The sequence below is a fragment of the Klebsiella sp. 10 genome, from assembly GCF_018223925.1.
GTDB classification, from domain to species: domain Bacteria; phylum Pseudomonadota; class Gammaproteobacteria; order Enterobacterales; family Enterobacteriaceae; genus Klebsiella; species Klebsiella pneumoniae.
On sequence record NZ_JAGRRB010000011.1, the window covers coordinates 65,443 to 91,788 of the forward strand.

At 60.1% G+C, this 26,346-nt stretch carries 27 protein-coding genes; 11 read left to right on the plus strand and 16 right to left on the minus strand.

What is annotated here, in order from left to right:
* Positions 1-137: 137 nt before the first annotated feature.
* The 4 genes from phnE (KHQ26_RS12315) to phnC form a co-directional block, all read right to left on the minus strand.
* Complete coding sequence (gene phnE / locus KHQ26_RS12315) at positions 138-1,022, minus strand: phosphonate ABC transporter, permease protein PhnE (protein WP_004177298.1); 885 nt, start codon at positions 1,020-1,022, stop codon at positions 138-140.
* Positions 1,019-1,891, minus strand: a complete 873-nt coding sequence (gene phnE, locus KHQ26_RS12320; RefSeq protein ID WP_004177297.1) for a phosphonate ABC transporter, permease protein PhnE — start codon at positions 1,889-1,891, stop codon at positions 1,019-1,021. The genes phnE (KHQ26_RS12315) and phnE (KHQ26_RS12320) overlap by 4 nt, the downstream gene beginning before the upstream one ends.
* A 66-nt stretch (positions 1,892-1,957) precedes the next feature.
* On the minus strand, positions 1,958-2,896 hold the full coding sequence (phnD, locus tag KHQ26_RS12325; RefSeq protein ID WP_004177296.1) for a phosphonate ABC transporter substrate-binding protein: 939 nt from the start codon (positions 2,894-2,896) through the stop codon (positions 1,958-1,960).
* A 22-nt stretch (positions 2,897-2,918) separates the two neighbouring features.
* Positions 2,919-3,761, minus strand: coding sequence for a phosphonate ABC transporter ATP-binding protein (phnC, locus tag KHQ26_RS12330; protein WP_004177295.1), 843 nt, complete (start codon positions 3,759-3,761; stop codon positions 2,919-2,921).
* 848 nt (positions 3,762-4,609) lie between these two features.
* Between phnC and ecpR the strand changes: the two genes are divergently transcribed.
* From ecpR to KHQ26_RS12360, 6 genes are all read left to right on the plus strand, one after another.
* A complete protein-coding gene (gene ecpR, locus KHQ26_RS12335) occupies positions 4,610-5,152 on the plus strand; it encodes an ECP biosynthesis operon DNA-binding transcriptional regulator EcpR (protein WP_004144585.1) in 543 nt (180 codons plus the stop codon).
* 74 nt (positions 5,153-5,226) lie between these two features.
* Positions 5,227-5,814, plus strand: coding sequence for a common pilus major fimbrillin subunit EcpA (gene ecpA / locus KHQ26_RS12340; RefSeq protein WP_002890053.1), 588 nt, complete (start codon positions 5,227-5,229; stop codon positions 5,812-5,814).
* A 58-nt stretch (positions 5,815-5,872) separates the two neighbouring features.
* Positions 5,873-6,541, plus strand: a complete 669-nt coding sequence (locus KHQ26_RS12345; RefSeq protein WP_004144586.1) for a fimbrial chaperone EcpB — start codon at positions 5,873-5,875, stop codon at positions 6,539-6,541.
* A gap of 25 nt (positions 6,542-6,566) precedes the next feature.
* On the plus strand, positions 6,567-9,092 hold the full coding sequence (locus KHQ26_RS12350) for a fimbrial biogenesis outer membrane usher protein (protein WP_004147261.1): 2,526 nt from the start codon (positions 6,567-6,569) through the stop codon (positions 9,090-9,092).
* Entirely contained in the window at positions 9,082-10,725 is a 1,644-nt protein-coding gene (gene ecpD, locus KHQ26_RS12355) for a fimbrial adhesin EcpD (RefSeq protein WP_004177294.1), read from the plus strand. Before KHQ26_RS12350 ends, ecpD begins: the two co-directional genes overlap by 11 nt.
* Positions 10,694-11,404: a fimbria/pilus periplasmic chaperone gene (locus tag KHQ26_RS12360; protein WP_004177293.1), complete on the plus strand. Its 711-nt coding sequence runs from the start codon at positions 10,694-10,696 to the stop codon at positions 11,402-11,404. The genes ecpD and KHQ26_RS12360 overlap by 32 nt, the downstream gene beginning before the upstream one ends.
* Before the next feature lie 3 nt (positions 11,405-11,407).
* Here the strand turns inward: KHQ26_RS12360 and KHQ26_RS12365 are convergent, their stop codons facing one another.
* From KHQ26_RS12365 to KHQ26_RS12380, 4 genes are read right to left on the minus strand one after another with little or no spacing between them, the layout of a single operon-like run.
* On the minus strand, positions 11,408-12,097 hold the full coding sequence (locus KHQ26_RS12365) for an amino acid ABC transporter permease (RefSeq protein ID WP_004177292.1): 690 nt from the start codon (positions 12,095-12,097) through the stop codon (positions 11,408-11,410).
* Positions 12,087-12,839, minus strand: coding sequence for an amino acid ABC transporter permease (locus tag KHQ26_RS12370; RefSeq protein ID WP_004177291.1), 753 nt, complete (start codon positions 12,837-12,839; stop codon positions 12,087-12,089). Before KHQ26_RS12370 ends, KHQ26_RS12365 begins: the two co-directional genes overlap by 11 nt.
* Complete coding sequence (locus KHQ26_RS12375) at positions 12,836-13,654, minus strand: amino acid ABC transporter ATP-binding protein (protein WP_004177290.1); 819 nt, start codon at positions 13,652-13,654, stop codon at positions 12,836-12,838. Before KHQ26_RS12375 ends, KHQ26_RS12370 begins: the two co-directional genes overlap by 4 nt.
* Position 13,655: 1 nt before the next feature.
* Positions 13,656-14,465 (minus strand): ABC transporter substrate-binding protein, encoded by an 810-nt coding sequence (locus KHQ26_RS12380; RefSeq protein ID WP_004177289.1) that lies wholly within the window; start codon positions 14,463-14,465, stop codon positions 13,656-13,658.
* A 334-nt stretch (positions 14,466-14,799) separates the two neighbouring features.
* On the opposite strand from KHQ26_RS12380, the gene KHQ26_RS12385 reads away from it, so the two are divergent.
* A complete protein-coding gene (locus KHQ26_RS12385; protein ID WP_002890108.1) occupies positions 14,800-14,970 on the plus strand; it encodes a hypothetical protein in 171 nt (56 codons plus the stop codon).
* Positions 14,971-15,086: 116 nt separating this feature from the next.
* Here the strand turns inward: KHQ26_RS12385 and KHQ26_RS12390 are convergent, their stop codons facing one another.
* From KHQ26_RS12390 to KHQ26_RS12410, 5 genes are read right to left on the minus strand one after another with little or no spacing between them, the layout of a single operon-like run.
* Positions 15,087-15,782 (minus strand): ABC transporter ATP-binding protein, encoded by a 696-nt coding sequence (locus KHQ26_RS12390; protein ID WP_002890126.1) that lies wholly within the window; start codon positions 15,780-15,782, stop codon positions 15,087-15,089.
* Positions 15,775-16,557: an ABC transporter ATP-binding protein gene (locus KHQ26_RS12395; protein ID WP_004177288.1), complete on the minus strand. Its 783-nt coding sequence runs from the start codon at positions 16,555-16,557 to the stop codon at positions 15,775-15,777. Before KHQ26_RS12395 ends, KHQ26_RS12390 begins: the two co-directional genes overlap by 8 nt.
* Positions 16,544-17,593 (minus strand): branched-chain amino acid ABC transporter permease, encoded by a 1,050-nt coding sequence (locus KHQ26_RS12400; RefSeq protein WP_004144594.1) that lies wholly within the window; start codon positions 17,591-17,593, stop codon positions 16,544-16,546. Before KHQ26_RS12400 ends, KHQ26_RS12395 begins: the two co-directional genes overlap by 14 nt.
* Positions 17,593-18,492, minus strand: coding sequence for a branched-chain amino acid ABC transporter permease (locus KHQ26_RS12405; protein WP_002890128.1), 900 nt, complete (start codon positions 18,490-18,492; stop codon positions 17,593-17,595). Before KHQ26_RS12405 ends, KHQ26_RS12400 begins: the two co-directional genes overlap by 1 nt.
* 19 nt (positions 18,493-18,511) lie before the next feature.
* Positions 18,512-19,618, minus strand: a complete 1,107-nt coding sequence (locus KHQ26_RS12410; protein WP_004147267.1) for an ABC transporter substrate-binding protein — start codon at positions 19,616-19,618, stop codon at positions 18,512-18,514.
* Between KHQ26_RS12410 and KHQ26_RS12415 the strand changes: the two genes are divergently transcribed.
* Complete coding sequence (locus KHQ26_RS12415) at positions 19,611-19,754, plus strand: hypothetical protein (RefSeq protein WP_020804790.1); 144 nt, start codon at positions 19,611-19,613, stop codon at positions 19,752-19,754. The two genes, KHQ26_RS12410 and KHQ26_RS12415, sit on opposite strands and share 8 nt — an antisense overlap.
* Positions 19,755-20,193: 439 nt before the next feature.
* Here KHQ26_RS12415 and eutC read toward each other — a convergent pair whose 3' ends face one another.
* Genes eutC through eat form a run of 3 tightly spaced genes read right to left on the minus strand, consistent with a single transcriptional unit; the run spans position 20,194 to position 23,744 of the window.
* On the minus strand, positions 20,194-20,970 hold the full coding sequence (gene eutC, locus KHQ26_RS12420) for an ethanolamine ammonia-lyase subunit EutC (RefSeq protein ID WP_211777892.1): 777 nt from the start codon (positions 20,968-20,970) through the stop codon (positions 20,194-20,196).
* Positions 20,967-22,355: an ethanolamine ammonia-lyase subunit EutB gene (locus KHQ26_RS12425; RefSeq protein ID WP_004177286.1), complete on the minus strand. Its 1,389-nt coding sequence runs from the start codon at positions 22,353-22,355 to the stop codon at positions 20,967-20,969. The genes eutC and KHQ26_RS12425 overlap by 4 nt, the downstream gene beginning before the upstream one ends.
* Positions 22,356-22,364: 9 nt before the next feature.
* Positions 22,365-23,744: an ethanolamine permease gene (eat, locus tag KHQ26_RS12430; RefSeq protein ID WP_004177284.1), complete on the minus strand. Its 1,380-nt coding sequence runs from the start codon at positions 23,742-23,744 to the stop codon at positions 22,365-22,367.
* A 62-nt stretch (positions 23,745-23,806) separates the two neighbouring features.
* Between eat and KHQ26_RS12435 the strand changes: the two genes are divergently transcribed.
* The 3 genes from KHQ26_RS12435 to mmuM all read left to right on the plus strand — a co-directional run bounded on the left by KHQ26_RS12435 (position 23,807) and on the right by mmuM (position 26,346).
* Positions 23,807-23,935 (plus strand): hypothetical protein, encoded by a 129-nt coding sequence (locus KHQ26_RS12435; RefSeq protein ID WP_004217023.1) that lies wholly within the window; start codon positions 23,807-23,809, stop codon positions 23,933-23,935.
* Positions 23,936-24,017: 82 nt separating this feature from the next.
* Positions 24,018-25,427 (plus strand): S-methylmethionine permease, encoded by a 1,410-nt coding sequence (mmuP, locus tag KHQ26_RS12440; protein ID WP_002890161.1) that lies wholly within the window; start codon positions 24,018-24,020, stop codon positions 25,425-25,427.
* Positions 25,414-26,346: a homocysteine S-methyltransferase gene (gene mmuM, locus KHQ26_RS12445; RefSeq protein ID WP_211777893.1), complete on the plus strand. Its 933-nt coding sequence runs from the start codon at positions 25,414-25,416 to the stop codon at positions 26,344-26,346. Before mmuP ends, mmuM begins: the two co-directional genes overlap by 14 nt.

A 26,346-nucleotide genomic window follows, 5' to 3' on the forward strand; every position in this document is an offset into this window, starting at 1 on the left:
AGCTGCCATCCGGTATAAACGCAGCTCCGTGCCTGATGCCATCGCCCGGCGGCGCCGTTGCTTGCCGGGCCTGGAGACAGTCAGAGCCGGACGAGTAGGCCGGACAAGACGAAGCCGCCATCCGGCGCAAAGGCGCGCTAGCGTCCGCCCTGATACAGCGGCACCGCGGCGCCGCCGATATAGCGACGGCGCAGCCAGGCGGAAAGGGTGTCCATGATCATTACCACCGCCACCAGCAGCAGGGTGATAAACATCACCACATCCCAGTTCCACAGACGCATATTCTCGGCATAGATAAGCCCGATACCGCCGGCGCCGACGAAGCCCAGCACCGCCGCGGAGCGGGTGTTGGATTCAATCTGATACAGGCTCAGCGCGAGGAAGGTCGGGAACGACTGGGTAAAAATGCCAAAGCGATGCTTTTGCAGGCCGTTCGCGCCCACGGCGGTCAGCCCGCGCCCGGGAGATCGGTCCACGGCTTCGTGACCTTCCGCGTACAGCCGTCCCAGCAGGCCGGTGTCCTGCATGATGATCGCCAGCACCCCTGCCAGCGGCCCGAGGCCGACCGCACGCACGAAAATCAGCCCCCAGATAGCCATGTCGATCCCGCGCAGCACATCAAACAGGCGGCGCATCAGCAGGGCGAGGGTCCCCAGCACCACGCCGCGCATGATGTTGCGGGCGGCGAAGAAGGAGAGCAGCAGCGCCAGCACCGTGGCGGTCAGCGTCCCGGCGAAGACGATGGCCAGGGTGACGCCGATTTGCGTAAAGTAATAGCCGAACGGCCAGTTCCAGAAGTCGTGCCAGACGAACATCCGCGCCAGGTAGCGGCCAATCTGCTGCAGGCCGGTGGTCAGTTGCTCGCCGCTGATGCCAAACTGCAGAAAAAACCAGACGTAATAGAGCACGCAGGCTAGCGCCACCAGCCCGACGTAGCGCAGGTAGCGCCCCTGGACCTGATAGAGCTGCTTATGTTGCCGCCGGCTGGCGGCGAGATCCGGTTGCATGTGCCAGACGCTCATTTCTTACCCTCCAGTACCCACAGGCGCAGACGACCGGACAGCATGTCCAGCGCCGACACCACCAGAATGATCAGCAGCAGGGTGATGCTCACCTGATCGTAGCGGTCGAGCTTGATGTTGGTCATCAGCTCCTGGCCGATGCCGCCCGCGCCCACCAGCCCGAGAATGGTCGACGAACGGAAGTTGATTTCAAGCCGCATAAAGCCGTAGGAGAGAAACAGCGGTTTCACTTGCGGCCACAGGGCGAAGCGAATTTTCTGCAGCGGGGACGCGCCGCAGGCCGCCAGGCCGCGTACCGGTTTGTTTTGCGCGCTTTCCACCGCCTCGTAGAACAGTTTGGTCAGGCTGCCGACGGTATGCAGCATCAGCGCCAGAAAGCCCGGGATCGCGCCGATGCCGAACGCCATCACAAAGATCACTGCCCACGCCAGCTCGGGCATGGTGCGCAAAAACGCCACCAGCACGCGAATGGCAAAGCGCACCGGCGCCGGGGTCCAGGCGTTATTGGCGGCAAGAAACGAGAAAACCGTGGCGATGGCGACCGCCACCAGGGTCGAGGCCAGCGCCAGCTGCAGGGTTTCCCAGATCAGCGGCAGCTGGATCGGCAGGCGATAGCCCCACCAGGCCAGCGACCCTTTGGTCTGCACATCGGCGAACAGGTTGCCGGCGCTCAGGGGCGGAATGGTCTCTGCCATATAGTCAAAGAAGTGGGGCAGCGAGTGCCAGATAGTCAGCAGATTAAATTCCGCGGCGCTGCCGGCGGCAAAATAGAGCGCCAGCAGCAGCAGCGACCAGCAGACGGCATCGCGCTTTTGCCGCGAGCGTACCTGCTGGTAATAGCGTTCAAATTCGGTGTGGGTTGTCTTCATGCGTCGGGGATCTTCAACGTAGCGCCGCCGCTTACCCTGGGGCAAGCAGGCGGCGTTGAGGCAGGATTAACGCGCGCTCACCAGCTCGCGTTTCATATCAATAATCTGCTGGAAGTCAGCCACGCTGCCCGGGCCGATGTGCTGAGTACCGCCCATCGCTTTGATAAAGCAGGCGTGATCCTCGGTGTCCAGCTTTTTCACTGCCGCCACGACCTTCGCCTTAAAGTCCGCCGGCAGCGCATTGCTCACCAGGATCGGGCCGTTCGGGATCAGCGGCGATTGCCAGATAATGCGGATCTGCTTCATCAGATCCGGATGATCCATGCGAATCAGGCGGTTGAACGCGCCGGTAGTGTAGCCGGTGTTGTAATCGCCAACCATCGAGGCCCACGTGACCGCGCCCGCGAACTGGCCATTCAGCACGCCGAGGATGTCCTGCTCATGGCCGCCGGAGAAGGTGACGCTGGAGAAGGTGTTGTTGTATTTGTTGTCGGCGTTACCGCCAAATTTTTCTTTAAACGCATGGTTAGGGATCAGATACCCGGAAGTGGAATCCGGATCGGCGAAGCCGAAGGCTTTGCCTTTTAAATCGTCCAGCGTTTTGTACGGGGAGTCGGCTTTGACAATCACCACCGAGTGATAGCCGCGAGACTGATCTTTGTCGTCCACGGCGATGCCGACGATATCCACCGCTTTCGGATTATTGAGATAAACCGAGGCGTAGGAGGAGGGGGACATGCTCAGCACCACGTCGACTTTGCCCCCCAGCAGGCCCTGGATCACCCCGGAATAGTCGGAAGAGTTGCGCAGTTTGGTATCCACGTTCAGCTCTTTATCGAGGAAGGCCTTCACGCACTGGTTATCGCCGATTTGCTGGGTGGCGTTCTGGCCGCCGAGAATGCCCAGATTGAGCTCTTTCGGCTGCGCCGCCGCTGCCTGCCATGCCATCATCATGCCCGCGACCATTGCGGATAAATGAACTGCGCCAGTCATATATTTTTTCATTATGTTGCCCGTGTAAGTGAAATTAATGCAATTGGCTAACTTCATCGCCGTACAGCCGCTGCAGCACATCCTGCGTCAGCCGGGAGGGGTGATCGTCAAAAATAAGCTGGCCGCTGGCGACGCCGATAACCCGGGTGCAGTAGGCCCTGACCAGCTCCACCGAATGCAGGTTTACCATCACGCTGATGCCCTGCTCGCTAATCTCGCGCAGCACATCCATGATGCGCTGAGTGTTTTTCGGATCCAGCGAGGCGACAGGCTCGTCGGCCAGCAGGATCCCGGGGTTTTGCATCAGCGCCCGGCAGATCGCCACCCGCTGCATCTGCCCGCCGGAGAGGTTCTCCGCCCGCTGCAGCGCGTGCGGCAGCATGTTCATCCACTCAAGCAGCGCAATGGCGCGCGCCCGGTCGGCTGCGGGAAAGATTTTAAACAGCGATTTCAGGGTTGAAGTCTGGCTGAGGCGGCCCAGCAGGACGTTGGTGAGCACGTCGAGGCGCGGCACCAGGCAGAAGTCCTGAAAAATCATTCCGCAGTGGCTACGCCAGGCATTGAGCGCGCGGCCTTTCAGCTGTGAGACATCGTGCGGGGTACCGACTTCCGGGTAGCTAAGAATTTCTCCGCCGCTGGCGCTGTGGGTGCCGTTGAGGACATGCAGGAGCGTCGATTTACCGGCGCCGGAGCGGCCAATGACCCCGACCATTTCCCCGGCGTGCAGATCAAAGCTGATGCCGTCCAGCACCTTGTGCTGGGCTTGATAAGCTTTACTCAGATTACGCACGCTTAAGACCTTCCGCTGCCGGCCGGCAGCGAGATCGGTGAACGGCTGGAAATCAGTTTCGGCCACCGCGGCAAGAGAGCTGTTCATAAGAGTGTCCAGGTTCGTCATTAACTGGCCACTATTAATAGGTCTTTATATGAAATTTCGATGACGGTATTGCGAACAAAGCGTGAACTGGCGTGAAAGAGCGACGGCCAGCGGCTCAACGCGTGCGGCATGCTGGCGGCTGGCGAAGCGCCGAAAAGCCGCTATGCTTTGGAGGGCGCGGAGACAGACCGGTTCGTAGGCGTAGGCAGCCTTCGGCAATCTTCGCTTAATCTTGATGAAGAAGACTGTTTAATCGAATAGATAATGCGTCTGCCTTTGTTTAGCATTCAACATCCCGCATGTATTAACATATACATAACTATTTTGTGCGGCAGGTTAATCTATTCATGAGTCTTATGTGTTGGTGAATCATCCTGGTTTTTGTTTATTTGTAGATTTATATCCTTTCTTTTGTGCTAAATCCGGTTTATTTGATAAGCCATTCAAGAGTTCCATTAAGAATATTCCTAACATAATAGGGCGAAGATCCTGGATAATATAAAGCGCAGATAAGAATTGACGGTTATATTACCAATAACCTTATGAAAATAAATGTCTTTTTCTGGCGCTCAAAAATTTGATATTTTCAGTTTTTGTAAATATTGACCTGGGCGCGAAATTCATTGCCTTTCCGCATGTTGACACTCCATAGGAAAAAACTTAAATTCAACGCCAAGCAGAAAATAATTATAGTTTAATCCCCCGCTTATCCAATATTGATAAGTAATGCGTGTCTTATTTAATGGCGATTTATTAAAGGAAACGAATACGCCAGTAAACTTTATAGGCCTGGCAAGCAGTGACGTTGTAAAAATGATTACTTCAAGGACTATGAGGTTAAAAACTATATGGAATATAAAAGCTGTTCCGATAAGTATATTTGGTCTGCCGATGACTCCTATTTCTATAAAGGACTGTCCGAACTGATTGTAGACATCGACGAATTAATTTATCTCTCACTGGAGAAAATCAGAAAAGATTTTGTGTTTATCAATCTCAATACGGCTTCATTAAACGAATTTATCAGGCGCGACAGCGAATGGCTATCCGCGGTAAAGGGGAAACAGGTCGTATTGATTGCGGCCAGGAAATCAGAGGCCTTAGCGAACTACTGGTATTACAATAGCGATATTCGCGGGGTGGTATATGTTGGTCTGAGTCGCGATATTCGAAAAGAACTGGCCTATGTAATTAATGGCAGGTTTCTCCGCAAAGATATTAAGAAAGATAAAATTACAGATCGGGAAATGAAAATTATCCGCATGACCGCCCAGGGCATGCAGCCGAAATCGATCGCCAGAATTGAAAATTGTAGCGTGAAGACAGTGTATACCCATCGGCGTAATGCTGAGGCCAAACTGTATTCCAAAATATATAAGTTAGTTCAGTAACACCCAGGCAATTCTGTTTTTTAAATGGTTCACCGGGACATCATGTCCTTAATTCAACTCAGGATGAAAAAGCGATGAAAAAAAAGGTTCTGGCAATAGCTCTGGTAACGGCGTTTACCGGTATGGGCGTGGCGCAGGCTGCTGACGTAACGGCTCAGGCTGTAGCGACCTGGTCTGCGACCGCTAAAAAAGACACCACCAGCAAGCTGGTTGTGACCCCGCTCGGCAGCCTGGCGTTCCAGTACGCCGAAGGCATTAAAGGCTTTAACTCGCAGAAAGGTCTGTTTGACGTGGCGATTGAGGGGGACACAACGGCGACCGCCTTTAAGCTGACCTCGCGTCTTATCACCAACACCTTAACCCAGCTGGATACCTCCGGCTCCACGCTGAGCGTGGGCGTGGATTATAACGGCGCCGCGGTGGAAAAAACTGGCGATACCGTGATGATCGATACCGCCAACAATATTATGGGCGGCAACCTCAGCGCGCTGGCTAATGGCTACAACGCCAGCGGCCGTACCACAGCGCAGGATGGTTTCACTTTCTCCATCATCAGCGGCACCACCAACGGCACCACCGCCGTGACCGATTACAGCACTCTGCCGGAAGGGATCTGGAGCGGCGACGTCAGCGTACAGTTCGACGCCACCTGGACCAGCTGATCCTTCTGATGCACCAGCAGGGGGATCTCCCCCTGCTTTTTTCACGGACGGAATTGTTATGAAAAAGCACCTTCTGGCCCTCGGGCTGCTGCTTGCCGGGGTGTCGCCGGCGCAGGCGCTGGATGTCGGCGATATTTCATCCTTTATGAACAGCGGCAGCAGCACGCTGAGCAAAACGATCAAGAACAGCACAGACAGCGGTCGACTGATCAATATCCATCTCGAACGGCTCTCTTCCCCGCTGGACGGCGGGCAGGTTATCCCGATGGACAAACCGGATGAGGTATTGCTCACTCCCGCCAGCCTGCTGCTACCCGCCCAGGCCAGCGATGTGATCCGCTTCTTCTACAAAGGCCCGGCGGATGACAAAGAGCGCTACTACCGCATTGTCTGGTTCGATCAGGCGCTCAGCGATGCCCAACGCGATAACGCCAACCGCAGCGCGGTGGCCACTGCTTCCGCTCGCATCGGCACCATCCTGGTGGTGGCGCCCCGGCAGGTGAACTATCGCTTTCAGTACGCCAACGGCTCTCTGACCAACACCGGGAATGCGACGCTGCGGATCCTCGCCTACGGCCCCTGCCTGAAGGCCGCCGATGGTAAGGAATGTAAAGAGAATTACTACCTGATGCCGGGTAAATCGCGCCGTTTTACGCGCGTGGACACGGCGGATAAAAAAGGACGGGTGGCGCTTTGGCAGGGTGAGCAGTTTGTTCCCGTGAAATAGACAGCTGTGCAGATGGATAACGACGATGCCTCAACGATGGATTACCCCAGGACTGAAAACGCGGCTTGCCTTCGGCATGATCTTTTTGTTCGTTCAGCCCGACGTCAGCGCTGCCGCCGCAGGCGCGCAGCAGATTGGCGGGGTGATTATTCCGCAGGCCTTCAGCCAGGCGCTGCAGGACGGCATGAGCGTCCCGCTCTATATTCATCTCGCCGGCAGCCAGAGCACCCGGGACGATCAGCGGATCGGCAGCGCCTTTATCTGGCTGGACGGCGGCCAGCTGCGCGTCCGGCAGATCCAGCTGGAGGAGAGCGAAGGTAACGCCAGCGTCAGCGAACAGACCCGCCAGCAGCTGATCGGCCTGGCCAACGCCCCGTTCAGCGAGGCGCTCACCATTCCCCTGACCGACAGCGCACAGCTGGATCTCAGCCTGCGCCAGCTGCTGCTGCAGCTGGTGGTCAAGCGCGAGGCGCTGGGCACCGTCCTGCGCTCGCGCAGCGAAGATATCGGTCAGTCCAGCGTGAACACCCTCAGCAGCAACCTGAGCTATAACCTCGGCGTCTATAACAACCAGATGCGTAACGGCGGGAGCAACACCTCCAGCTACCTGTCGCTGAACAACGTCACGGCGCTGCGGGAGCATCACGTGGTGCTCGACGGCTCGCTGTACGGCATCGGCAGCGGTCAGCAGGACAGTGAATTATATAAGGCCATGTATGAGCGCGATTTCGCCGGCCACCGCTTTGCCGGCGGGATGCTTGACACCTGGAACCTGCAGTCCCTGGGACCGATGACCGCTATTTCGGCCGGTAAGATTTACGGCCTTTCCTGGGGGAACCAGGCCAGCTCCACCGTCTTCGACAACAGCCAGTCCGCCACGCCGGTGATCGCCTTTCTGCCGGCGGCGGGCGAGGTGCATCTCACCCGTGACGGTCGGTTGCTGAGCGTCCAGAACTTCGCTATGGGCAACCATGAAGTGGATACTCGCGGCCTGCCGTACGGTATTTACGACGTGGAAGTGGAGGTGATCGTCAATGGTCGGGTGGTCAGCAAACGCACCCAGCGGGTCAATAAGCTGTTCAGCCGGGGACGCGGCGCCGGCGCGCCGCTGGCGTGGCAGGTATGGGGCGGCAGTTTTCATATGGATCGCTGGTCAGAGAGCGGGAAAAAGACCCGGCCGGCGAAAGAGAGTTGGCTGGCAGGCCTTTCGGCCTCCGGGTCGCTCAGCACCCTGAGCTGGGCGGCTACGGGCTATGGCTACGACAACCAGGCGGTGGGGGAAACCCGCCTGACGCTACCGCTGGGCGAGTCGATCAACGTTAATCTGCAAAATATGCTGGCCAGCGATAGCTCGTGGAGCAGCGTCGGCAGCATCAGCGCCACGTTGCCCGGGGGATTCAGTTCAGTGTGGGTTAACCAGGAGAGAACCCGCATTGGCGATCAATTGCGGCGCAGCGATGCCGACAACCGGGCGATCGGCGGCACCCTCAACCTGAACGCGCTGTGGTCGAAGCTGGGGACGTTCAGCGTCAGCTACAACGATGACCGTCGCTACAACAGCCATTACTACACCGCGGATTACTATCAGACGGTCTACAGCGGCGCCTTTGGCTCGCTCGGCCTGCGGGCGGGGATCCAGCGCTATAACAATGGCGACAGCAGCGCCAACACCGGGAAATACATCGCTCTCGATCTGTCGCTGCCGCTGGGCAACTGGTTCAGCGCCGGGATGACCCATCAGAACGGCTACACCATGGCTAACCTCTCAGCGCGCAAGCAGTTTGATGAAGGCACTATTCGCACCATCGGCGCCAATCTGTCGCGGGCCATCTCCGGCGATACCGGGGATGACAAAACCCTCAGCGGCGGCGCGTATGCCCAGTTCGACGCCCGCTACGCCAGCGGCACGCTGAACGTCAACAGCGCGGCGGACGGCTACGTCAACACCAACCTCACCGCCAGCGGCAGCGTCGGCTGGCAGGGCAAAAACATCGCCGCCAGCGGACGAACCGACGGTAACGCCGGGGTGATTTTCAACACCGGGCTGGAGGACGATGGTCAGATTAGCGCCAGGGTTAACGGGCGGATCTTCCCGCTCAGCGGCAAGCGTAACTACCTGCCGCTCTCTCCCTATGGTCGCTATGAGGTGGAGCTGCAGAACAGCAAAAACTCGCTCGACAGCTACGACATCGTCAGCGGGCGCAAGAGTCATCTGACCCTTTATCCGGGCAACGTCGCGGTGATTGAGCCAGAGGTGAAGCAGATGGTCACCGTCTCCGGCCGTATTCGTGCAGAAGACGGCACGCTGCTGGCGAATGCGCGGATTAACAACCATATCGGCCGTACCCGCACCGATGAAAACGGCGAGTTTGTCATGGACGTGGATAAGAAATACCCCACTATCGATTTCAGCTACGGCGGCAATAAAACCTGCGAAGTGGCGCTGGAGCTCAGCCAGGCGCGCGGCGCCGTCTGGGTCGGGGATGTGGTCTGCAGCGGCCTCTCGTCGTGGGCGGCGGTGCAGCAGTCAGGAGAAGAGAATGAAAGTTAATGCACTGATGGCGCTGGCGATCCTCGCGCTGCTCTGGCCGGTAGCCGCGCTCAGGGCAGCGGTGACCAAGACCACCTGGTCGGATGCGCCGGCGCGCGAGTTTGTGTTTGTGGAAAACAACTCCGACGACAACTTTTTCGTCACCCCCGGCGGGGCGCTGGATCCGCGTATGACCGGCGCTAACCGCTGGACCGGCTTAAAATACACCGGCTCAGGGACCATCTATCAGCAGAGTCTCGGCTATATCGATAACGGCTATAACACCGGGCTCAATGCCAACTGGAAGTTTGATATGTGGCTGGAAAACTCACCGGTTTCACACCCCTTAACCGGCCTGCGCTGCATCAACTGGTACGCCGGGTGCGATATGGCTACCAGCCTGATCCTGCCGCAGACCACCGACGCCAGCGGGTTTTACGGCGCGACGGTGACCAGCGGCGGCGCGAAGTGGATGCACGGCATGATGTCGGACGCCTTCTATCAATATCTGCAGCAGATGCCGGTCGGCGGCAGCTTTACGATGACCATCAATGCCTGTCAGACCTCGGTGAACTACGATGCCAGCAGCGGCGCGCGCTGTAAGGATCAGGCCTCCGGTAACTGGTATGTGCGCAACGTCACCCACACCAAAGCCGCGAACCTGCGGTTGATTAATACCCACTCGCTGGCGGAGGTGTTTATCAACAGCGATGGCGTGCCGACCCTCGGGGAAGGGAACGCCGACTGCCGGACGCAGACCATCGGCAGCCGCTCAGGATTAAGCTGTAAGATGGTCAACTATACCTTGCAGACCAACGGCTTAAGCAATACCTCGATCCATATTTTCCCGGCGATCGCCAACTCGTCGCTGGCCTCGGCCGTCGGGGCGTACGATATGCAGTTCAGCCTCAACGGCAGCTCCTGGAAGCCGGTGAGCAATACCGCCTATTACTACACCTTCAACGAGATGAAGAGCTCGGACTCGATCTATGTTTTCTTCTCCAGCAACTTCTTTAAACAGATGGTGAACCTCGGGATCAGCGATATCAACACCAAGGATCTGTTCAACTTTCGCTTTCAGAACACCACCTCGCCGGAGTCAGGCTGGTATGAGTTTTCCACCTCCAACACGCTGATTATCAAGCCTCGTGATTTCAGCATCAGCATTATCTCCGACGAATATACCTCGGCGCCGTCGCGCGAGGGGTATGTCGGCAGCGGCGAACCGGCGCTCGATTTCGGCTACATCGTCACCACCAGCGGTAAAACGGCCGCCGATGAAGTGCTGATCAAGGTGACCGGACCGGCGCAGGTGATTGGCGGGCGTTCCTACTGTCTCTTCAGCTCCGATGACGGTACGGCGAAAGTGCCATTCCCGGCGACGCTCTCTTTTATCACCCGCAGCGGCACGACGCAGACCTACGATGCCGGGTGCGATGACAGCTGGCGGGATATGACCGATGCGCTGTGGCTGACCACGCCGTGGACCGATATCTCCGGCGAAGTGGGGCAGATGGATAAGACCACGGTGAAATTTTCGATTCCGATGGATAACGCCATTTCGCTGCGGACGGTAGACGATAACGGCTGGTTTGGCGAAGTCAGCGCTTCAGGAGAGATTCATGTCCAGGCGACGTGGCGCAACATTAACTAAGGCCCTGCTGACCGTGGGCTGCCTGCTGGCAGCGCCGCTGGCGCAGGCGATCTCGGTCGGCAACCTGACCTTTTCCCTGCCGGCTGAAGCGGATTTCGCCAGCAAACGGGTGGTCAACAACAATAAAAGCGCGCGGCTGTACCGCATCGCCGTCAGCGCCATCGATCGCCCGGGCGGCAGAGAAGTCCGCTCCCGGCCGGTGGATGGCGAACTGCTGTTCGCCCCCCGCCAGCTGGTGCTGCAGGCAGGTGAGAGCGAGTATTTTAAATTTTACTATCATGGGCCGCGGGATAACCGCGAGCGCTACTATCGGGTCTCGTTTCGCGAAATCCCCACCCGCAACCTGACGAGGCGCAGCCCGACCGGCGGCGAGGTCAGCATGGAGCCGGTGGTGGTGATGGATACCATTCTGGTGGTGCGCCCGCGCGAGGTACAGTTTAAATGGTCTTTCGATAAGGTGGCCGGGACGGTGAGCAACACCGGCAATACCTGGTTTAAGCTGCTGATTAAGCCCGGATGCGATTCGACCGAAGAGGAGGGGGACGCGTGGTATCTGCGTCCCGGGGACGTGGTTCGCCAGCCGGCGCTGCGCCAGCCGGGGAACCACTATCTGGTCTATAACGACAAATTTATTAAGATCAGCGATACCTGTCCGCTGAAGCCCCGTCCCGCGGAGTGAGCCTTATCTGGTGGCCGCGCGGCGGGTAAAGCGCCGGCTGGCCAGCAGGCTCAGACCGCAGCACAGCAGGTAGTACACCGCGCCGGTGAAGACGAAGATCGCCAGGGGATAGATCTGCACCCGGTTGTTGACCTGGCCGGCCACGGTGGTCAGCTCCGGGACGTTGACGATAAACGCCAGCGAAGTGTCCTTCAGCAGGCCGATAAAGATCCCCACCAGCGACGGCTGAACGTTGCGCAGCGCCTGCGGGAGCAGCACCAGGCGCAGCGTTTGCCCGGGAGCGAACCCCTGGGTCAGCGCCGCCTCATACTGTCCTTTCGGCAGCGACTGCAGCCCGGCCAGCACCGAGTGCATCACCGAGGCGGCGGTAAACCACGCCAGCGCCAGGGTCACGGTCACCGCGCCGGGCAGATCGCCGCCGGTCAGCATCGGCAGCAGATACCACAGCCAGAAGATGACAAATATCAGCGGGATGCCGCGGATAATTTCCGCCCACAGAAACAGCAGACGCCGCACCAGCCCGCCGTAGCGCCAGGCCAGGCCCGCCAGCGCAATGCCTCCCGGCAGTGCCAGCAGGGTGGCGCCGATGGCCATCAGCAGGGTCAGCGCCACGCCGCCGGGCTGGCCCTCCGCCAGTCGGCCCCACAGCAGGTAATCGAGGTTATCGGCGATCACCGCCAGATTAGCGTTCATGTCGGGCGCTCCGTTGCAGTTTTCTTCCCGGGCCGAGACGCGTGAGCGCCACGCCCATCGCCACCCCCAGCGCCAGGTACAGCGCGGTTCCGACGGCAAACGCCTCCAGGGCGTGCGCGTTATAGCTCTCAATCTGCCGCACCTGATAGGTCAGTTCCGCAAAGCCGATGCCGCTGGCCAGCGATGAGAGTTTCATCAGGTTAAGATACTGGCCGACAATCGGCTGCCAGGCGTTGGCCAGCCCCTGCGGCAGGAGGATAAAGCGCAGCTCCTGCCACGGCGTAAAGCCCTGCGACAGCGCGGCTTCCCGCTGCCCGGGGCTGACGGCGCGCAGTCCGGAGGCGATCTCTTCCACCAGAAAGGCGGAGGTAAAGACCCCCAGCCCCCACATTGAGCAGAGGAACTCCGGCGTCAGCCACCAGACGTTGCCCGGCAGAATGGACCAGGCGTGTTCGTCGTTCACCACCTCCTTCACCGCCAGCGGCAGCAGGTTCCAGGCGGCAAAGTACCAGAACAGCAGCTGGACCAGCAGCGGAGTGTTGCGAAACAACGAGACCCACGCGGCCACCAGTCCGCGCCCCGCGCGTCCGCCGCCGAGGCGCAGGGCCAGCAGCAGGACCGCCAGCAGGGTGGCGAGCAGGATCCCGGCGACGCTGACCCAGACGGTGGTGAGAAAACCAGAGATAATCCATTGCAACGGCTGCCCGCTCAGGACGCCGTGCCAGTCAAGCATCGGCGTCACTCGAGGCTCTCCTGGTGCAGCGGATCCAGCACCTTCTGCAGAAAACGCCGCGCGCGGGCATGCTGCGGATGGGCGAAAAACTCAGCCGGCGGGGCGACTTCGAGGATGTCGCCGCCGTCGATAAACACCACCCGGTCGGCAATTTCGCGGGCAAACTGCATCTCGTGGGTCACCACCAGCATGGTGATCCCGCTGTGGGCGAGGGTTTTCATCACCTGCAGCACTTCGCCGATCATCTCCGGGTCGAGCGCCGAGGTGGGCTCATCGAACAGGATAATCTGCGGCGAGGAGGCCAGGGCGCGGGCGATGGCCACCCGCTGCTGCTGGCCGCCGGAGAGCTGCGCCGGCATCTGCTGCGCTTTTTCTTCCAGTCCGACCTGACGCAGCAGCGCCAGCGCCCGCGCCTGAGCCGCGCTTTTTTCCCAGCCATGAACGCGCTCCAGCGCCAGAGTGATGTTCTCCTGCGCCGTCAGGTGGGCATAAAGGTTGAACTGCTGGAAGACAAAGCCGACGCGGCTGCGCAGCTGGCGCAAGGCGCTGCCGCTCAGCTGGCTGGTGGGTTTGCCGTCGATCAGGATCTCGCCGCCGCTTAAGGATTCGAGCTGGTTGATCAAGCGGATCAGCGTCGATTTTCCCGAACCGGAAGGGCCGAGGATCGCCACCACTTCGCCGGGCTCGACCTGCAGGTTGATGGCGTTTAGCACCTGATGATCGCCGTAGCGCTTGGCCACATCACGGAACGTAATGCTGGCGCGCTGCAGACGTGAAAAATCCGCGGCCGGGGCCGCGGAGTGGGAGAGTAAACCCGAGAACATATTATTTCGCTTCTATGGTAAAGGCGCGCGGCTGCGGCGTTTTAGTGGCAGGGCCAAACCAGACATCATAGATTTTCGCGGCTTCGCCGGTTTTCTCCAGCTTCACCAGCTCATCGTTAACGGCTTTCAACAGGGCCGGTTCGCCTTTCTTCACGCCCACGCCAATCTCTTCTTTGCTGAGCAGGTCGGGCAGAATTTTAAACTTGGCTTTATCCGGCGCTTCCGCCAGCAGACCGGCGAGGATGGTGCTGTCCTGGGTGATGGCCTGGACGTTGCCGTTGCGCAGGGCGGTCAGGGCCAGCGGAATATCGTCATAGGAGAGGACGCGAGCCTGCGGGAAACGCTGGTGCAGGGCCTGTTCGCCGGTGGTGCCTTTCACCGCGCCGATGCGCGCTTTGCTGTACTCATCGAGCTTATCCGGAGAGCCGGCCGGCACGAGGAACTGCTGGCCGGTGACGAAATACGGCGTTGAGAAATCAATAACCTGGGCCCGCTCCGGGGTGATGGTAATGTCGGCGACGATCAGGTCGGCTTTGCCGGACTGCAGCAGCGGAATACGGTTGGCTGGGTTGGTGGCCACCAGCTCGAGTTTGACGCCGAGCGCTTTCGCCAGCGCCTGGGCAAAGTCGACGTCGTAGCCGACGATATGGTGGGTTTTGGCGTCCACAGAGCCGAACGGCGGGTTGGCGTCGAAGGTGGCGACTTTTACGAAGCCGGCGGCTTTGATGTCAGCCAGCTGGTCCGCCTGTGCCTGCGAGGCGAGCAGCAGCATACCCAGCGCCAGTGCGATTTTTGTGGTTTTATTGCGCATAGTTTTTCCCCTGAATCCCTGTTTTGTTTTGTGGACATCACGCTCCCACAAATTGCCCGTCGGCGGCAAAGAAGAAAAAATTCTTATCTATAACCAAAAAGAACTTAACAAACCTATGGGTATTCTTTATGCGCCGCTGGCGTTTTACGAGGACGGCAACGACTGCCGGGCGGTCCCCTCTCCCTCAGGGAGAGGGCCAGGGAGAGGGTGATAGGACCGGGGGTAATATGCGCCAGCCAGGATTGCAAATTCGGAATTAATATTTCCCGCGCCCGGCCAACTGTGGTTGAAATAGACCCAGGCGATTCGCTTCCCGACAGAGGAGAAAACGAAAGTGGCATTGTGGCAACGGTTAACGGGCTGGCTGGCTTTTTTGTCCAACGGTGAAGCCGGACAGCAGGATACCCAGCGCGTCATGGAGGCGATCCTGCCGGTAGCCAGCCTCTACGGCGTGGACATTGGCAACGTGGAAACCCGGTGGTTCCGTCATGATAAGACATACTGAGCGACGCAGGACGCGAGAAGCCTACTGGAACGAGGTGTGCTTTGTGTAGCAAGAGACTGCCTGAGGTTGCGGCCTCGCAGGAGGCGCCGCCGCAGCCCAGGCAGTTTTGACCATGTCTATCCCCCCAGATACATCCGCTTAATTTCCGGATTAGTCAGCATCTCCCGCGCCGCGCCTGACAAGGTGATCCGGCCATTCTCCAGGACATACGCCCGATCGGCGATCGCCAGCGCAGCCGTCGCATTCTGCTCCACCAGCAGCACCGTCATATTCTCTTCGCGCAGTTGCTTAATGATGCCGAACAGCTCGCCGACAATTTTCGGCGCCAGCCCGAGGCTCGGTTCATCCAGCATCAATAACACCGGCTCGCTCATCAGCGCCCGGGCGATGGCCAGCATCTGCTGCTCGCCGCCGCTCATGGTGCCCGCCATCTGATGGCGCCGCTCCTTGAGCCGCGGAAAGAGGGCGTACATGCGATCGCGCAGGCGGGCGTAGCCGGCGAGATTATTGTAAGCGCCCATGCGCAGGTTCTCTTCGATGGTCAGGTTGGTAAAGACGCGCCGTCCCTCCGGCACCAGCGCCAGCCCGCGACGCACGATCTGGTGGGTCTGGCTGCGTGAGATATCGTCGTTGAGGAAGCTGACGCGCCCACTGGAGCGCACCAGGTTGACGATCCCGTTCAGGGTGGAGGTTTTACCGGCGCCATTGCTGCCGATCAGGGTGACGATTTCCCGGTCATAGACATCGATATCGACGCCCTTCAGACCCTGGATCACGCCGTAAAAGACCTTCAGTTCCCGGGCGTTAAGCATAATTGGCTTCTCCCAGATAAGCGGAAATGACGTCCGGATGCTGGATCGCCTCGGCCATCAGGCCGCTGAACAGCGGCTTACCGTACTCCAGAACCATCACCCGCTCGCACAGGCGGTTGACGAAGGGCATATCGTGCTCGATTAACAGGACGCTTAGCTGATAGTCATGGCGCATGCGGAAGATCAGCTCCGCCAGATCCTCGGTCTCCTTCGGGTTCATCCCGGCGGCCGGCTCATCGAGCAGGAGCAGCTTCGGCGCGGTGGCCAGCGCGCGGGCGATCTCCACTTTGCGCTGGTTGCCATAGCTTAGGTTTGTGGCCTGCATATGGGCGAAGTGGGCGATGCCGATATCCTCTAGGATGGCCATCGCTTTGGCTTTCGCCGCCCGCTCGGCCGGAAAGTAGCGACCAATATGCAGGGCCGCCTCCAGCAGCGAGTAGCGGCTGGCGCGGTCGAGCCCGACCATCACGTTCTCCAGCACCGTCATGGAGTTAAACAGGCGGATATTCTGGAAGGTGCGGGCGATCCCGGCGTTCACCACCTGGTTGGGCTTCAGCCCCTTCAGCGACGTGCCCGCCAGGGTGACGCTGCCGCTGGTGGGTTTATAGTTGGCGGTAATGACGTTAAACAGGGTTGTTTTGCCCGCGCCGTTAGGGCCGATAAGGCCAAAGATCTCCGCCTCGTCAACATGGAAGCTGACGTTGTCGATGGCCCGCAGGCCGCCGAACTGCATGGTGACGTCCTGCACCTGCAGGATAACTTTATTTTCCGCCATAGCCGCCGCTCCTTCTTCCGGTCTGCCAAATCTCTTTTTTCCCCAACAGCCCCTCGCGGGCGAAGAGCATGATGATCAGCAACAGCAGAGAGAAGACCACCATTCGCAGGCCCGGATACGCGCCGAGATCGTGACCGAAGAACTGCAGCGGCTGATCGAGGAAGCGCAGCCACTCGCCGCTGCCGACCACCAGCACGGTGCCGAGCAGGGCGCCGGTGGTGCTGCCGAGCCCGCCGAGGACGATAATAATCAGCAGCTGGAAGGTGAGCATAAAGTCGAACAGCCCCGGGGAAATGGTGGTCAGCAGGGAAGCCAGCAGACCGCCGCCGATCCCTTCGAAGAAGGCGCTGGTGGCGAAGGCGCAGGTTTTAATGCGGAAGGTGTTGACCCCCATGGCGATCGCCGCATCTTCATCGTCGCGAATAGCTTTCATCATCCGGCCATACTTCGACCACACCAGCTGGAGGATCATGCCGGTGGCCAGCAGGGCGAACAGCCCGCACCAGAACAGGAGATGCGGCTGCTGCGGAATATCGTTCAGCCCGATGGCGCCGTTGGTGATTTGCGGGTTGTTAATGGCGAGGATCTTGATGATAAACCCAAAGCCGAGGGTGACAATGGCCAGGTAGTCGCCACGTACCCGGAAGACCGGCACGGCGAGGCACACCGCCAGCGCCGCCGCGCACAGGCCGCTTATCAGCAGGGCAGGGAGGAAGCCCGCGTGCAGGCTGAGGATCCACGGGCTGGGGGCGGCCATTTCAAACATGTCTACCTTGCTGTCGCTGGAGAGGATCAGCAGGGCGGTGACGTAGGCGCCCACCGCCACGAAGCCGTTCGGCTCCAGCGACAGCTGGCCGGTCACGCCGTTGATCAGGTTGTAGCTGACCGCGAGGATCATAAAGATAAAAATGGTGCTGATGACACGAACAATGTAGTCATTGAAAACCACGTTGATTCCGGCCAGCAGCGCGATACAGATGACAATAATGACCAGGTTGCGCAGCTGCGCCCCGGCGGTCGTCGTCGCGTTGAGCATCAGAAACGGCTCCTTTCCAGACGTTCGTCGCCCATAATGCCGACCGGGCGGAACAAGAGGACCAGAATCAAGAACAGGAAGGCGAAAGCGTCTTTATAGCCGCCCAGTTCGGGGAAGATCGCCACGGCGACCACCTCGGTAAAACCGAGGATAAAGCCGCCCAGCACCGCGCCGGTGACGCTGCCGATCCCGCCCAGCACGGCGGCGGCGAAGGCCTTCAGGCCGATAAGCACGCCCATCAGGGGATCGATCGTCGGGTAGCTGATGGAGTAGAACACGCCGCCGAGCGCCGCGAGACTACTGCCGAGGGCGAAGACCAGGGAGATGATCCGGTTGGCGTCAATGCCCATCAGGCGCACGGTGTTGACGTCAAAGGCCACCGCGCGGATCGCCATCCCATAGCGGGTGCGGTACAGCAGCCAGAGGATCGCCAGCAGCAGCAGGACGGTGATCAGCGGCACAATCCACGCCACGTTGGTAATGATGACGCTGCCGAAGGCCCGGGTCTGGTTGAAAAAGTCAGGGGCGGAGAAGAAGCGCGAGCTGCCGCCAAACAGTACGTTAAACAGGTTTTCGAGAAAAAAGCTGACGCCGATGGCAGTGATCAGCATGGAGATTTTCGAGGCCTGACGCAGCGGACGATAGGCGACCCGGTCAATCAGCATACCAAACAGGCCGCACAGCCCGAGGGTCAGGAAAACGGCTACCCCGAAGGGTAGCCCAACCGAAGAAAATAAAAACAGCGTACTAAACGCGCCGACCATCATCACGTCCGCATGGGCGAAGTTGATCAGCCGCAGCACGCCATAAACCATCGTATAACCGATGGCAATCAGGGCGTACATGCCCCCAAGACTCATTCCATTGACCACTTGCTGGAGAAAAATGGCGCCGTCCATTTTGTAGCCTCGTCACAACTTAAGGGTTAACCACGGTACGAAACGCCAGCTTGCCATCTTTCACTTCGTTGATGACCGCGCTGCGAATGGCGTCGCCGTTCTGTAACGTCAGCGTGCCGGTCACCCCCTGGAAATCTTTGGTGGCGCGGATTTTTTCATTCACGCAGACCCGATCGTGGGGATCGCTGCACTGGTTCATGGCGTTGACGATGACGTTATAGGCGTCCGCCGCCATTGCGCCCCAGGTATGGGTCGGCTGCTGGTATTTGGCTTCCCAGGCTTTGATGAAGGTTTCCCCCGCCGGGGTCTGCTCTTTGGCGTTCGGCGAGTAGTAATCGGTGGTCATATAGCCGTTGACCGCGTCTTTACCGACATCGAAGAAGACCTGATCCGCGGCCAGACCGTCGCCGCCCACCACCGGTTTGTTGAGCCCCAGTTGTTTAGACTGCACGGCAATCAGCGCCCCTTCGGTGTAGTAGATCGGCATGTAAATCATGTCGACATTCTTCGCCTTGACGCTCGCCAGCTGGGCTTTAAAGTCCTTGCTGCCGCCCGGGGCCTGGACCTCGATGGGAATGGTGCCGCCGTTTTTCAGGAACTGGGTGCGGAACGCTTTCGCCAGGCCGACGGAGTAGTCGTTGCTGCTGTCAAACACGATGGCGGCGGTTTTGGCTTTCAGATCGCGGGAGGCCAGATTGGCCCCGACCACCCCCTGGAAGCTGTCCGAGAAGCAGACCCGGCTGACGTAGGGATGGTTGCGGGTGACGCGGTCGTTGGTGGCGGTGGAGGAGACCAGCGGCGTTTTGCTGTCGTCGGCTATTTTGGTCATCGCCAGGGTGTTGGAGGAGGTGACTTCCCCGATCACGGCATCCACTTTATCGCTGGAGACCAGGCGCTGCATGGCGTTGGCCGCTTCGACTTTGTCGCTTTTATCATCGATAACGATAAGCTTGATGGTATCGCCATTTTTTAACGTTGGGGTGATGGCCTGAATAATGTCCAGCCCTTTCTGCGACGGCTGGCCATAGCCGCTGAGGGCGCCGCTCAGGGGTAATACCACCCCGATTTTAATTTCCGCTGCCTGCGCGCTGCTGGCGCCGACCAGCGCGGCAACCAGCGTGGCCATTAAAGATGCTTTCCCGGAAAACGATTTCATTGATATTTCTCCGTCGGTCGATTATTTATCTTTAACCATCAATGACTGCATAACATTGAGGAATAATGCGCCAGCGTATCCGGCGAATTATTGGCTGTTATGTTGAATAGATAACGAGATATATACCCTAAATAATTCGAGTCGCATGAAGGCGGCAAGTAAGCGAGTCTCCAGGCGCTTACAGAAGTAAGTGACTGGGGGAGAGAACGCAGCCAACGCACATGCAACTTGAAGTATGATGGATATTTTTAATGCGCTGATTTACCTTACAACGTCCGTTTCGTTTTTACTCATGCAATATTCTTATTACCTGCAGGGAAGGGCATAAGGCTGGCGACAACACGGTTTTTGGTACGGTGAAAGCATTTTGCCGGGGGGCGACTGGCGCCTTACCCGGCCTGAAAAATACGCCATATAAACCGCTGGCACGGCTTCCGTAAACCCGTACCAGCGAAGCGCCGCCGGGCAATTTCAGCACGCGGCGGAATATAAAGTCAGGTGCACAAGATAATATTAAAAATCTATTCTGCTGCTCGCGTGACTTATTATTTTAAAGGGGGCAACGGTTTTATTTTACCATGCAGCGCCGGATTATCGCTTTCATCTTTCAGACCCACCCCGGTAAGCCGGTGCAAAAAAGCCTGCTCCAGCAGCCAGGCCAGTTTAAAGGCGGCGGCGTCATGGCTTAATCCCTCCGGCCGAATATTGGAGATACAGTTGCGCTCAGACTCCAGGCGCTGACGATGGGGCTGCCAGGTGAGGTAGACGCCGAGGCTGTCCGGCGAGGAGAGACCCGGTCGTTCGCCAATCAGGATCGCCACCGCGCGGGCTTTCAGGGTTTCGCCAATATCATCCCCCAGCGCCACCCGTGACTGATGCGCCAGCACCACCGGCGCCAGGCCGATACCCAGCGTCCGCAGATAGGGCAGCAGGGCGCGGATCAACGGCACCGCCTGGCGCTCTACCGCCCAGGAAGAGAGGCCGTCGCCGATCACCAGCAGCAGGTCGGCGGGGCGGACGCCGCTGGCGGCGAGGTCGGCGCGACTCTCATCGGCGAGCTGCCGCCCGAGATCCGGGCGCCGCAGATAGGTATGACGGTCCGGCGCGGCGCTGTGCACCGTCAGGGCCTCGAGGCCGAGCGCCGCCAGCGGCGCCACCAATTGTTGGCTGGCGAACGGCTGATGAATGGCATCCCGCGCTCTGGCGTGGGCCAGACCAAAGTTGAGGACTTCGCGGGTCGGCAGGCTGGCGCCGCTGCGCCCCAGGGCGATCCGCGCATCGGTAAATTCACGCAGCGGGTTCCAGGCATCGGGACGGTTCATACGGAGGCTCCTTGCGGCAGGACGGACAGCAGCGGATGGCGGGCGTCGGTGAGCCGCAGCGCGCCGTGCGGATCGATAATCTGCATCTTCGCCAGCCAGTCGGCGAACTCCGGGGCATGCTTTAAGCCCAGCAGACGACGGGCGTACAGCGCGTCATGGAACGAGGTGCTCTGGTAATTGAGCATGATATCGTCCGCTCCGGGCACGCCGATCAGGAAGGTGAGCCCGGCGGCGCACAGCAAGGTCAGCAGGGTGTCCATATCATCCTGATCCGCTTCCGCGTGGTTGGTATAGCAGACGTCGCAGCCGATCGGCAGGCCCATCAGCTTGCCGCAGAAATGATCCTCCAGCCCGGCGCGAATAATCTGCTTGCCGTCGTAGAGATACTCCGGACCGATAAAACCGACCACCGTATTGACCAGCAGCGGTTCAAAGTGGCGGGCGACGGCGTAGGCCCGCGCCTCACAGGTTTGCTGATCGACGCCGTGGTGGGCGTTGGCCGACAGGCAGCTTCCCTGGCCGGTCTCAAAATACATCACATTGTTGCCGAGGGTACCGCGCCTGAGGCTCAGGGCCGCCTCGCGGGCCTCCTGCAGCATGGCAAGATTGATGCCGAAGCCGCTGTTGGCCGCTTCGGTACCGGCCACCGACTGGAACACCAGATCCACCGGCGCGCCGCGCTCAATCAGCTGCAGCGTATTGGTCACATGGGTCAGAATGCAGGACTGGGTGGGGATGGCGAAGCGCTGAATAATATCGTCCAGCATGATGTTCAGCTGCGCCAGCACCGGTAAGCTGTCGCTGGCCGGGTTGATGCCAATCACCGCGTCCCCGGCGCCGTACAGCAGCCCGTCGAGCATACTGGCGGCGATGCCTTTCAGGTCGTCGGTGGGATGGTTGGGCTGCAGGCGTACGCTGAGGTGGCCGGGCAGGCCGATGGTGTTGCGAAAGCGCGTCACCACCTGGCATTTGCTGGCGGCAAGGATCAGATCCTGATTGCGCATCAGCTTACTGACCGCCGCCGCCATCTCCGGGGTGATGGCGCGGGCGACCCGCTGCAGCGTGGCGGTATCGGTAGCATCATCCAGCAGCCAGTCGCGAAAATCGCCGACCGTCAGGTGACGCAGGGCGGCAAAGCCCTGCGCATCATGGGTGTCGAGGATCAGGCGAGTCACTTCGTCCTGCTCGTAAGGGATAAGCGGGTTGTCGAGAATGTCGGTCAGCGGCACCTCGGCGAGGGCCATTTTCGCCGCCATCCGCTCTTCGGCTGAGGTGGCGATAATCCCTGCGAGGGCGTCGCCGGAGCGGGCCGGCGACGCTTTCGCCATCAGCGTTTTCAGACTATCAAAGCGCCATACCTGGCCCGATAGTGTGGTTTTATACATGCCGCCTCCTCAGGAGACCGTGCGCAGTTGAGGATCCACTGGCGCCCGTTCACGGGCCGCTGCGGTTTTGCGGAACCACAGGTAGCCGCCGAGCATCATCGCCGCGAAAATCAGCGCCAGCAGCAGGTTATACCAGACCATCGCCACCAGGCAGAGCACCGCCATGCCGAGGGCAAAGGCCGGCGCCAGCGGGTAGAGCGGGGCGCGGAACGGACGGATCAGCTTCGGCTCGCTACGGCGCAGTTTGAACAGCGCCGCCATGGAAGTGATATACATAACAATAGCCCCAAATACCGACATGGTGACGATGCAGGCGGTCAGCGGCATGCCGCTGATGGTGATCAGCGAGTCGGAGAAGATCGCGGCGATCCCCACCACGCCCCCGGCAAGGATCGCCAGATGCGGGGTGCGCGTGCGGCGGTTGAGGGAGGCCAGCCCGGCGGGCAGATAGCCGGCGCGGGCGAGGGAGTAGATCTGCCGCGAGTAGCCCATAATGATGCCGTGGAAGGAGGCGACGAGGCCAAACAGCCCCAGCCACACCAGCATATGCAGCCAGCCGCTGCCGTTGCCCACGACCGTCTTCATCGCCTGGGGCAGCGGATCGTTAATATTGGACAGCGCGCGCCAGTCGCCGACGCCGCCGGCGAAGACCATCACGCCGATCGCCAGCACCGTCAGCGTCAGAATGCCGCCGCCCAGGGCGCGGGGAATGGTGCGCTGCGGATCTTTGGCCTCTTCGGCCGCCATGGAGGCCCCCTCAATGGCGAGGAAGAACCAGATGGCGAACGGAATGGCGGCGAACATCCCCGGCAGCGCCAGGCCGCTGAAGCTGTCCGCGCCCGCCCAGCCGTTAGTGGTGAAGTGGCTCCAGGAGAAGCCGGGGGCGACCACGCCCATGAACACCAGCAGCTCGAAGATGGCCAGCAGGGTGACGATCAGCTCGAAGGTGGCGGCGATGCCGACGCCGAGAATATTGAGCGTCATAAAGATCACGTAGGCGCCGCAGGCGACCCATTTCGGATCCAGCGCCGGAAACTGCACGTTGAGGTAGGCCCCGATGGCCATGGCGATGGCCGGCGGGGCGAAGACGAATTCAATCAGGGTGGCAAAACCAGCGATAAAGCCGCCGGTGGGCCCGAAGGCGCGGTAGGCATAGGCGAAAGGGCCGCCAGCGTGCGGGATGGCGGTGGTCAGCTCGGTAAAGCTGAAAATAAAGGCGCAGTACATGGCGGCGACCGCCAGGGCGACGACCATAAACCCCATCGTGCCCGCCTGCGACCAGCCGTAGCTCCAGCCGAAGTACTCCCCGGATATCACCAGTCCGACGGCGATCCCCCATAAACGAAAACTGCCGAGCGTTCTTTTTAAGGTGGTGGTGTGCTCTGTCATACGTATTGCCTCGCCAGATAGAAAGGTGCTGAACGACAGGCTGCAAAGAGAGTGCCAGAACGTTGCCTGCCGCGATAAGGCGTCAGTCCGTGGCGCGCCCGCTGGCGCTGCGCAAAAATGGGGCAGGCTGCACGCTGTCGGCGCGCGCCCTGGTGCAGCGGCTTTGCTTTTTCAGCGGCGGCACGGTATAACACTTCTTCTTTTGGATGTTTAGATGTCTATACGTTTATACGCATCATGACCCGGGCAAGCGGGCTGGCGTGAGAAAATAAAATGCAAAGCACAACACAACAACAAGGTGGGCAGCTGAAGCGCACCATGAAAACGCGCCATCTGATCATGCTGTCGCTCGGCGGCGTGATTGGCACCGGCTTATTCTTCAATACCGGCTATATTATCTCCACCACCGGCGCGGCCGGGACGCTGCTGGCGTATCTGATTGGCGCCCTGGTGGTCTGGCTGGTGATGCAGTGCCTTGGCGAACTGTCGGTGGCGATGCCAGAGACCGGCGCCTTCCACGTTTACGCGGCGCGCTATCTTGGCCCGGCGACGGGCTATACCGTGGCGTGGCTCTACTGGCTAACGTGGACGGTGGCGCTGGGGTCGAGCTTCACCGCGGCGGGATTCTGCATGCAGTACTGGTTCCCGCAGGTGCCGGTCTGGATCTGGTGCGTGGTGTTCTGCGCAGTGATCTTCGGCCTTAACATCATTTCGACGCGCTTCTTCGCCGAAGGCGAGTTCTGGTTCTCGCTGGTGAAAGTGATCACCATCGTCGCGTTTATTATTCTCGGCGGCGCGGCCATTTTCGGCATCATTCCGATGCAGGATGGCTCCCCGGCGCCGGGCCTGCGCAATATCACCGCCGAAGGCTGGTTCCCGCACGGCGGCCTGCCGATCCTGATGACCATGGTGGCGGTGAACTTCGCCTTCTCCGGGACGGAGCTTATCGGCATTGCCGCCGGAGAGACGGAAAACCCGCATAAGGTTATTCCGGTTGCCATCCGCACCACCATCGCCCGGCTGATTATTTTCTTTATCGGCACCGTGTTTGTGCTGGCGGCGCTGATCCCGATGCAGCAGGCGGGAGTGGAGAAAAGCCCCTTCGTGCTGGTGTTTGAGAAGGTGGGCATCCCTTATGCGGCGGACATGTTCAACTTCGTGATCCTGACGGCGATCCTGTCGGCGGCTAACTCCGGCCTGTACGCTTCGGGGCGGATGCTGTGGTCGCTGTCGAACGAGAAGACGCTGCCGGCCTGCTTTGCCAAAGTCAATAAACGGGGCGTGCCGGTGACCGCCCTGTCGGTGAGTATGCTGGGCGGCGTGCTGGCGCTGTTCTCCAGCGTGGTGGCGCCAGATACGGTGTTTGTCGCGCTGTCGGCGATCTCCGGTTTTGCGGTGGTGGCGGTGTGGTTGAGCATCTGCGCCTCGCACTTTATGTTCCGCCGCCGCCATCTGCAGCAGGGTAAGGCGCTGAGCGATCTCCAGTATCGCGCTCCCTGGTATCCGGTGGTGCCCGTTCTGGGCTTTGTGCTGTGCCTGGTGGCCTGCGTGGGCCTCGCTTTTGACCCGAGCCAGAGAATTGCGCTGTGGTGCGGGATCCCCTTTGTGGCCCTGTGCTATGGTGCCTGGTATCTTACTCGTTCACGGAATATGACTCAGGAGCCCCAACATGTCGCAGACTAATCCGTTTACCGCCCTGCTTGACGCCCAGCCTTTCGTGCTGCTGGACGGCGCCATGGCCACCGAGCTGGAGGCCCGCGGCTGCGATCTGGCCGACAGCCTGTGGTCGGCGAAAGTGCTGCTGGAGAACCCGCAGCTGATCCGCGATGTGCATCTTGACTACTTTCGCGCCGGGGCGCAGGTGGCGATCACCGCCAGCTATCAGGCCACTCCGGCGGGCTTTGCCGCGCGCGGGCTGGATGAGGCGCAGTCCCGGGCGCTAATCGGCAAAAGCGTCGAGCTGGCGCGCAAAGCGCGCGAGGCGTACCTCGCCGAGAACCCGCAGGCCGGTACGCTGCTGGTGGCCGGTTCGGTGGGGCCGTATGGCGCGTTTCTCGCCGACGGCTCGGAGTATCGCGGCGATTATCAGCGCAGCGCGGCAGAGTTCCAGGCCTTCCACCGCCCGCGCGTCGAAGCGCTGCTGGATGCCGGCGCCGACCTGCTGGCCTGTGAAACCCTGCCGTCATTCGCTGAGATCCAGGCCCTGGCGGCCCTGCTGCAGGAGTATCCCCGCGCCCGCGCCTGGTACTCCTTCACGCTGCGCGACGCCGAACATCTCAGCGACGGCACGCCGCTGCGCGAGGTGATGACCGCCCTGGCGGATAACCCGCAGGTGGTGGCGGTGGGGATCAACTGTATCGCGCTGGAAAATACGCCCGCGGCGCTGGCGCATTTGCACAGCCTGACGGCCCTGCCGCTGGTGGTCTATCCTAACTCCGGCGAACATTATGATGCGGTGAGCAAGACCTGGCACCATCATGGCGAAGCCTGCGCCAGCCTGGCGGATTATCTGCCGCAGTGGCTGGCGGCCGGGGCGAAGCTGATCGGCGGCTGCTGCCGCACCACGCCGAAGGACATCGCCGCGCTTAACGCGAAGCGCTAA

What these genes read in the sequence shown, in the direction of transcription:
- KHQ26_RS12400 (WP_004144594.1), bottom strand. Translation starts at nt 17,593, where the DNA reads ATGCTCAACGCGACGACGACCGCCGGGGCGCAGCTGCGCAACCTGGTC.
- ecpA (WP_002890053.1), top strand. Translation starts at nt 5,227, where the DNA reads ATGAAAAAAAAGGTTCTGGCAATAGCTCTGGTAACGGCGTTTACCGGT.
- phnC (WP_004177295.1), bottom strand. Translation starts at nt 3,761, where the DNA reads ATGAACAGCTCTCTTGCCGCGGTGGCCGAAACTGATTTCCAGCCGTTC.
- ecpD (WP_004177294.1), top strand. Translation starts at nt 9,082, where the DNA reads ATGAAAGTTAATGCACTGATGGCGCTGGCGATCCTCGCGCTGCTCTGG.
- mmuP (WP_002890161.1), top strand. Translation starts at nt 24,018, where the DNA reads ATGCAAAGCACAACACAACAACAAGGTGGGCAGCTGAAGCGCACCATG.
- KHQ26_RS12360 (WP_004177293.1), top strand. Translation starts at nt 10,694, where the DNA reads ATGTCCAGGCGACGTGGCGCAACATTAACTAAGGCCCTGCTGACCGTG.
- KHQ26_RS12410 (WP_004147267.1), bottom strand. Translation starts at nt 19,618, where the DNA reads ATGGCCACGCTGGTTGCCGCGCTGGTCGGCGCCAGCAGCGCGCAGGCA.
- KHQ26_RS12425 (WP_004177286.1), bottom strand. Translation starts at nt 22,355, where the DNA reads ATGTATAAAACCACACTATCGGGCCAGGTATGGCGCTTTGATAGTCTG.
- KHQ26_RS12390 (WP_002890126.1), bottom strand. Translation starts at nt 15,782, where the DNA reads ATGCTTAACGCCCGGGAACTGAAGGTCTTTTACGGCGTGATCCAGGGT.
- KHQ26_RS12365 (WP_004177292.1), bottom strand. Translation starts at nt 12,097, where the DNA reads ATGAACGCTAATCTGGCGGTGATCGCCGATAACCTCGATTACCTGCTG.
- mmuM (WP_211777893.1), top strand. Translation starts at nt 25,414, where the DNA reads ATGTCGCAGACTAATCCGTTTACCGCCCTGCTTGACGCCCAGCCTTTC.
- eutC (WP_211777892.1), bottom strand. Translation starts at nt 20,970, where the DNA reads ATGAACCGTCCCGATGCCTGGAACCCGCTGCGTGAATTTACCGATGCG.
- phnD (WP_004177296.1), bottom strand. Translation starts at nt 2,896, where the DNA reads ATGAAAAAATATATGACTGGCGCAGTTCATTTATCCGCAATGGTCGCG.
- KHQ26_RS12350 (WP_004147261.1), top strand. Translation starts at nt 6,567, where the DNA reads ATGCCTCAACGATGGATTACCCCAGGACTGAAAACGCGGCTTGCCTTC.
- eat (WP_004177284.1), bottom strand. Translation starts at nt 23,744, where the DNA reads ATGACAGAGCACACCACCACCTTAAAAAGAACGCTCGGCAGTTTTCGT.
- KHQ26_RS12380 (WP_004177289.1), bottom strand. Translation starts at nt 14,465, where the DNA reads ATGCGCAATAAAACCACAAAAATCGCACTGGCGCTGGGTATGCTGCTG.
- KHQ26_RS12375 (WP_004177290.1), bottom strand. Translation starts at nt 13,654, where the DNA reads ATGTTCTCGGGTTTACTCTCCCACTCCGCGGCCCCGGCCGCGGATTTT.
- ecpR (WP_004144585.1), top strand. Translation starts at nt 4,610, where the DNA reads ATGGAATATAAAAGCTGTTCCGATAAGTATATTTGGTCTGCCGATGAC.
- KHQ26_RS12405 (WP_002890128.1), bottom strand. Translation starts at nt 18,492, where the DNA reads ATGGACGGCGCCATTTTTCTCCAGCAAGTGGTCAATGGAATGAGTCTT.
- phnE (WP_004177298.1), bottom strand. Translation starts at nt 1,022, where the DNA reads ATGAGCGTCTGGCACATGCAACCGGATCTCGCCGCCAGCCGGCGGCAA.
- phnE (WP_004177297.1), bottom strand. Translation starts at nt 1,891, where the DNA reads ATGAAGACAACCCACACCGAATTTGAACGCTATTACCAGCAGGTACGC.
- KHQ26_RS12345 (WP_004144586.1), top strand. Translation starts at nt 5,873, where the DNA reads ATGAAAAAGCACCTTCTGGCCCTCGGGCTGCTGCTTGCCGGGGTGTCG.
- KHQ26_RS12395 (WP_004177288.1), bottom strand. Translation starts at nt 16,557, where the DNA reads ATGGCGGAAAATAAAGTTATCCTGCAGGTGCAGGACGTCACCATGCAG.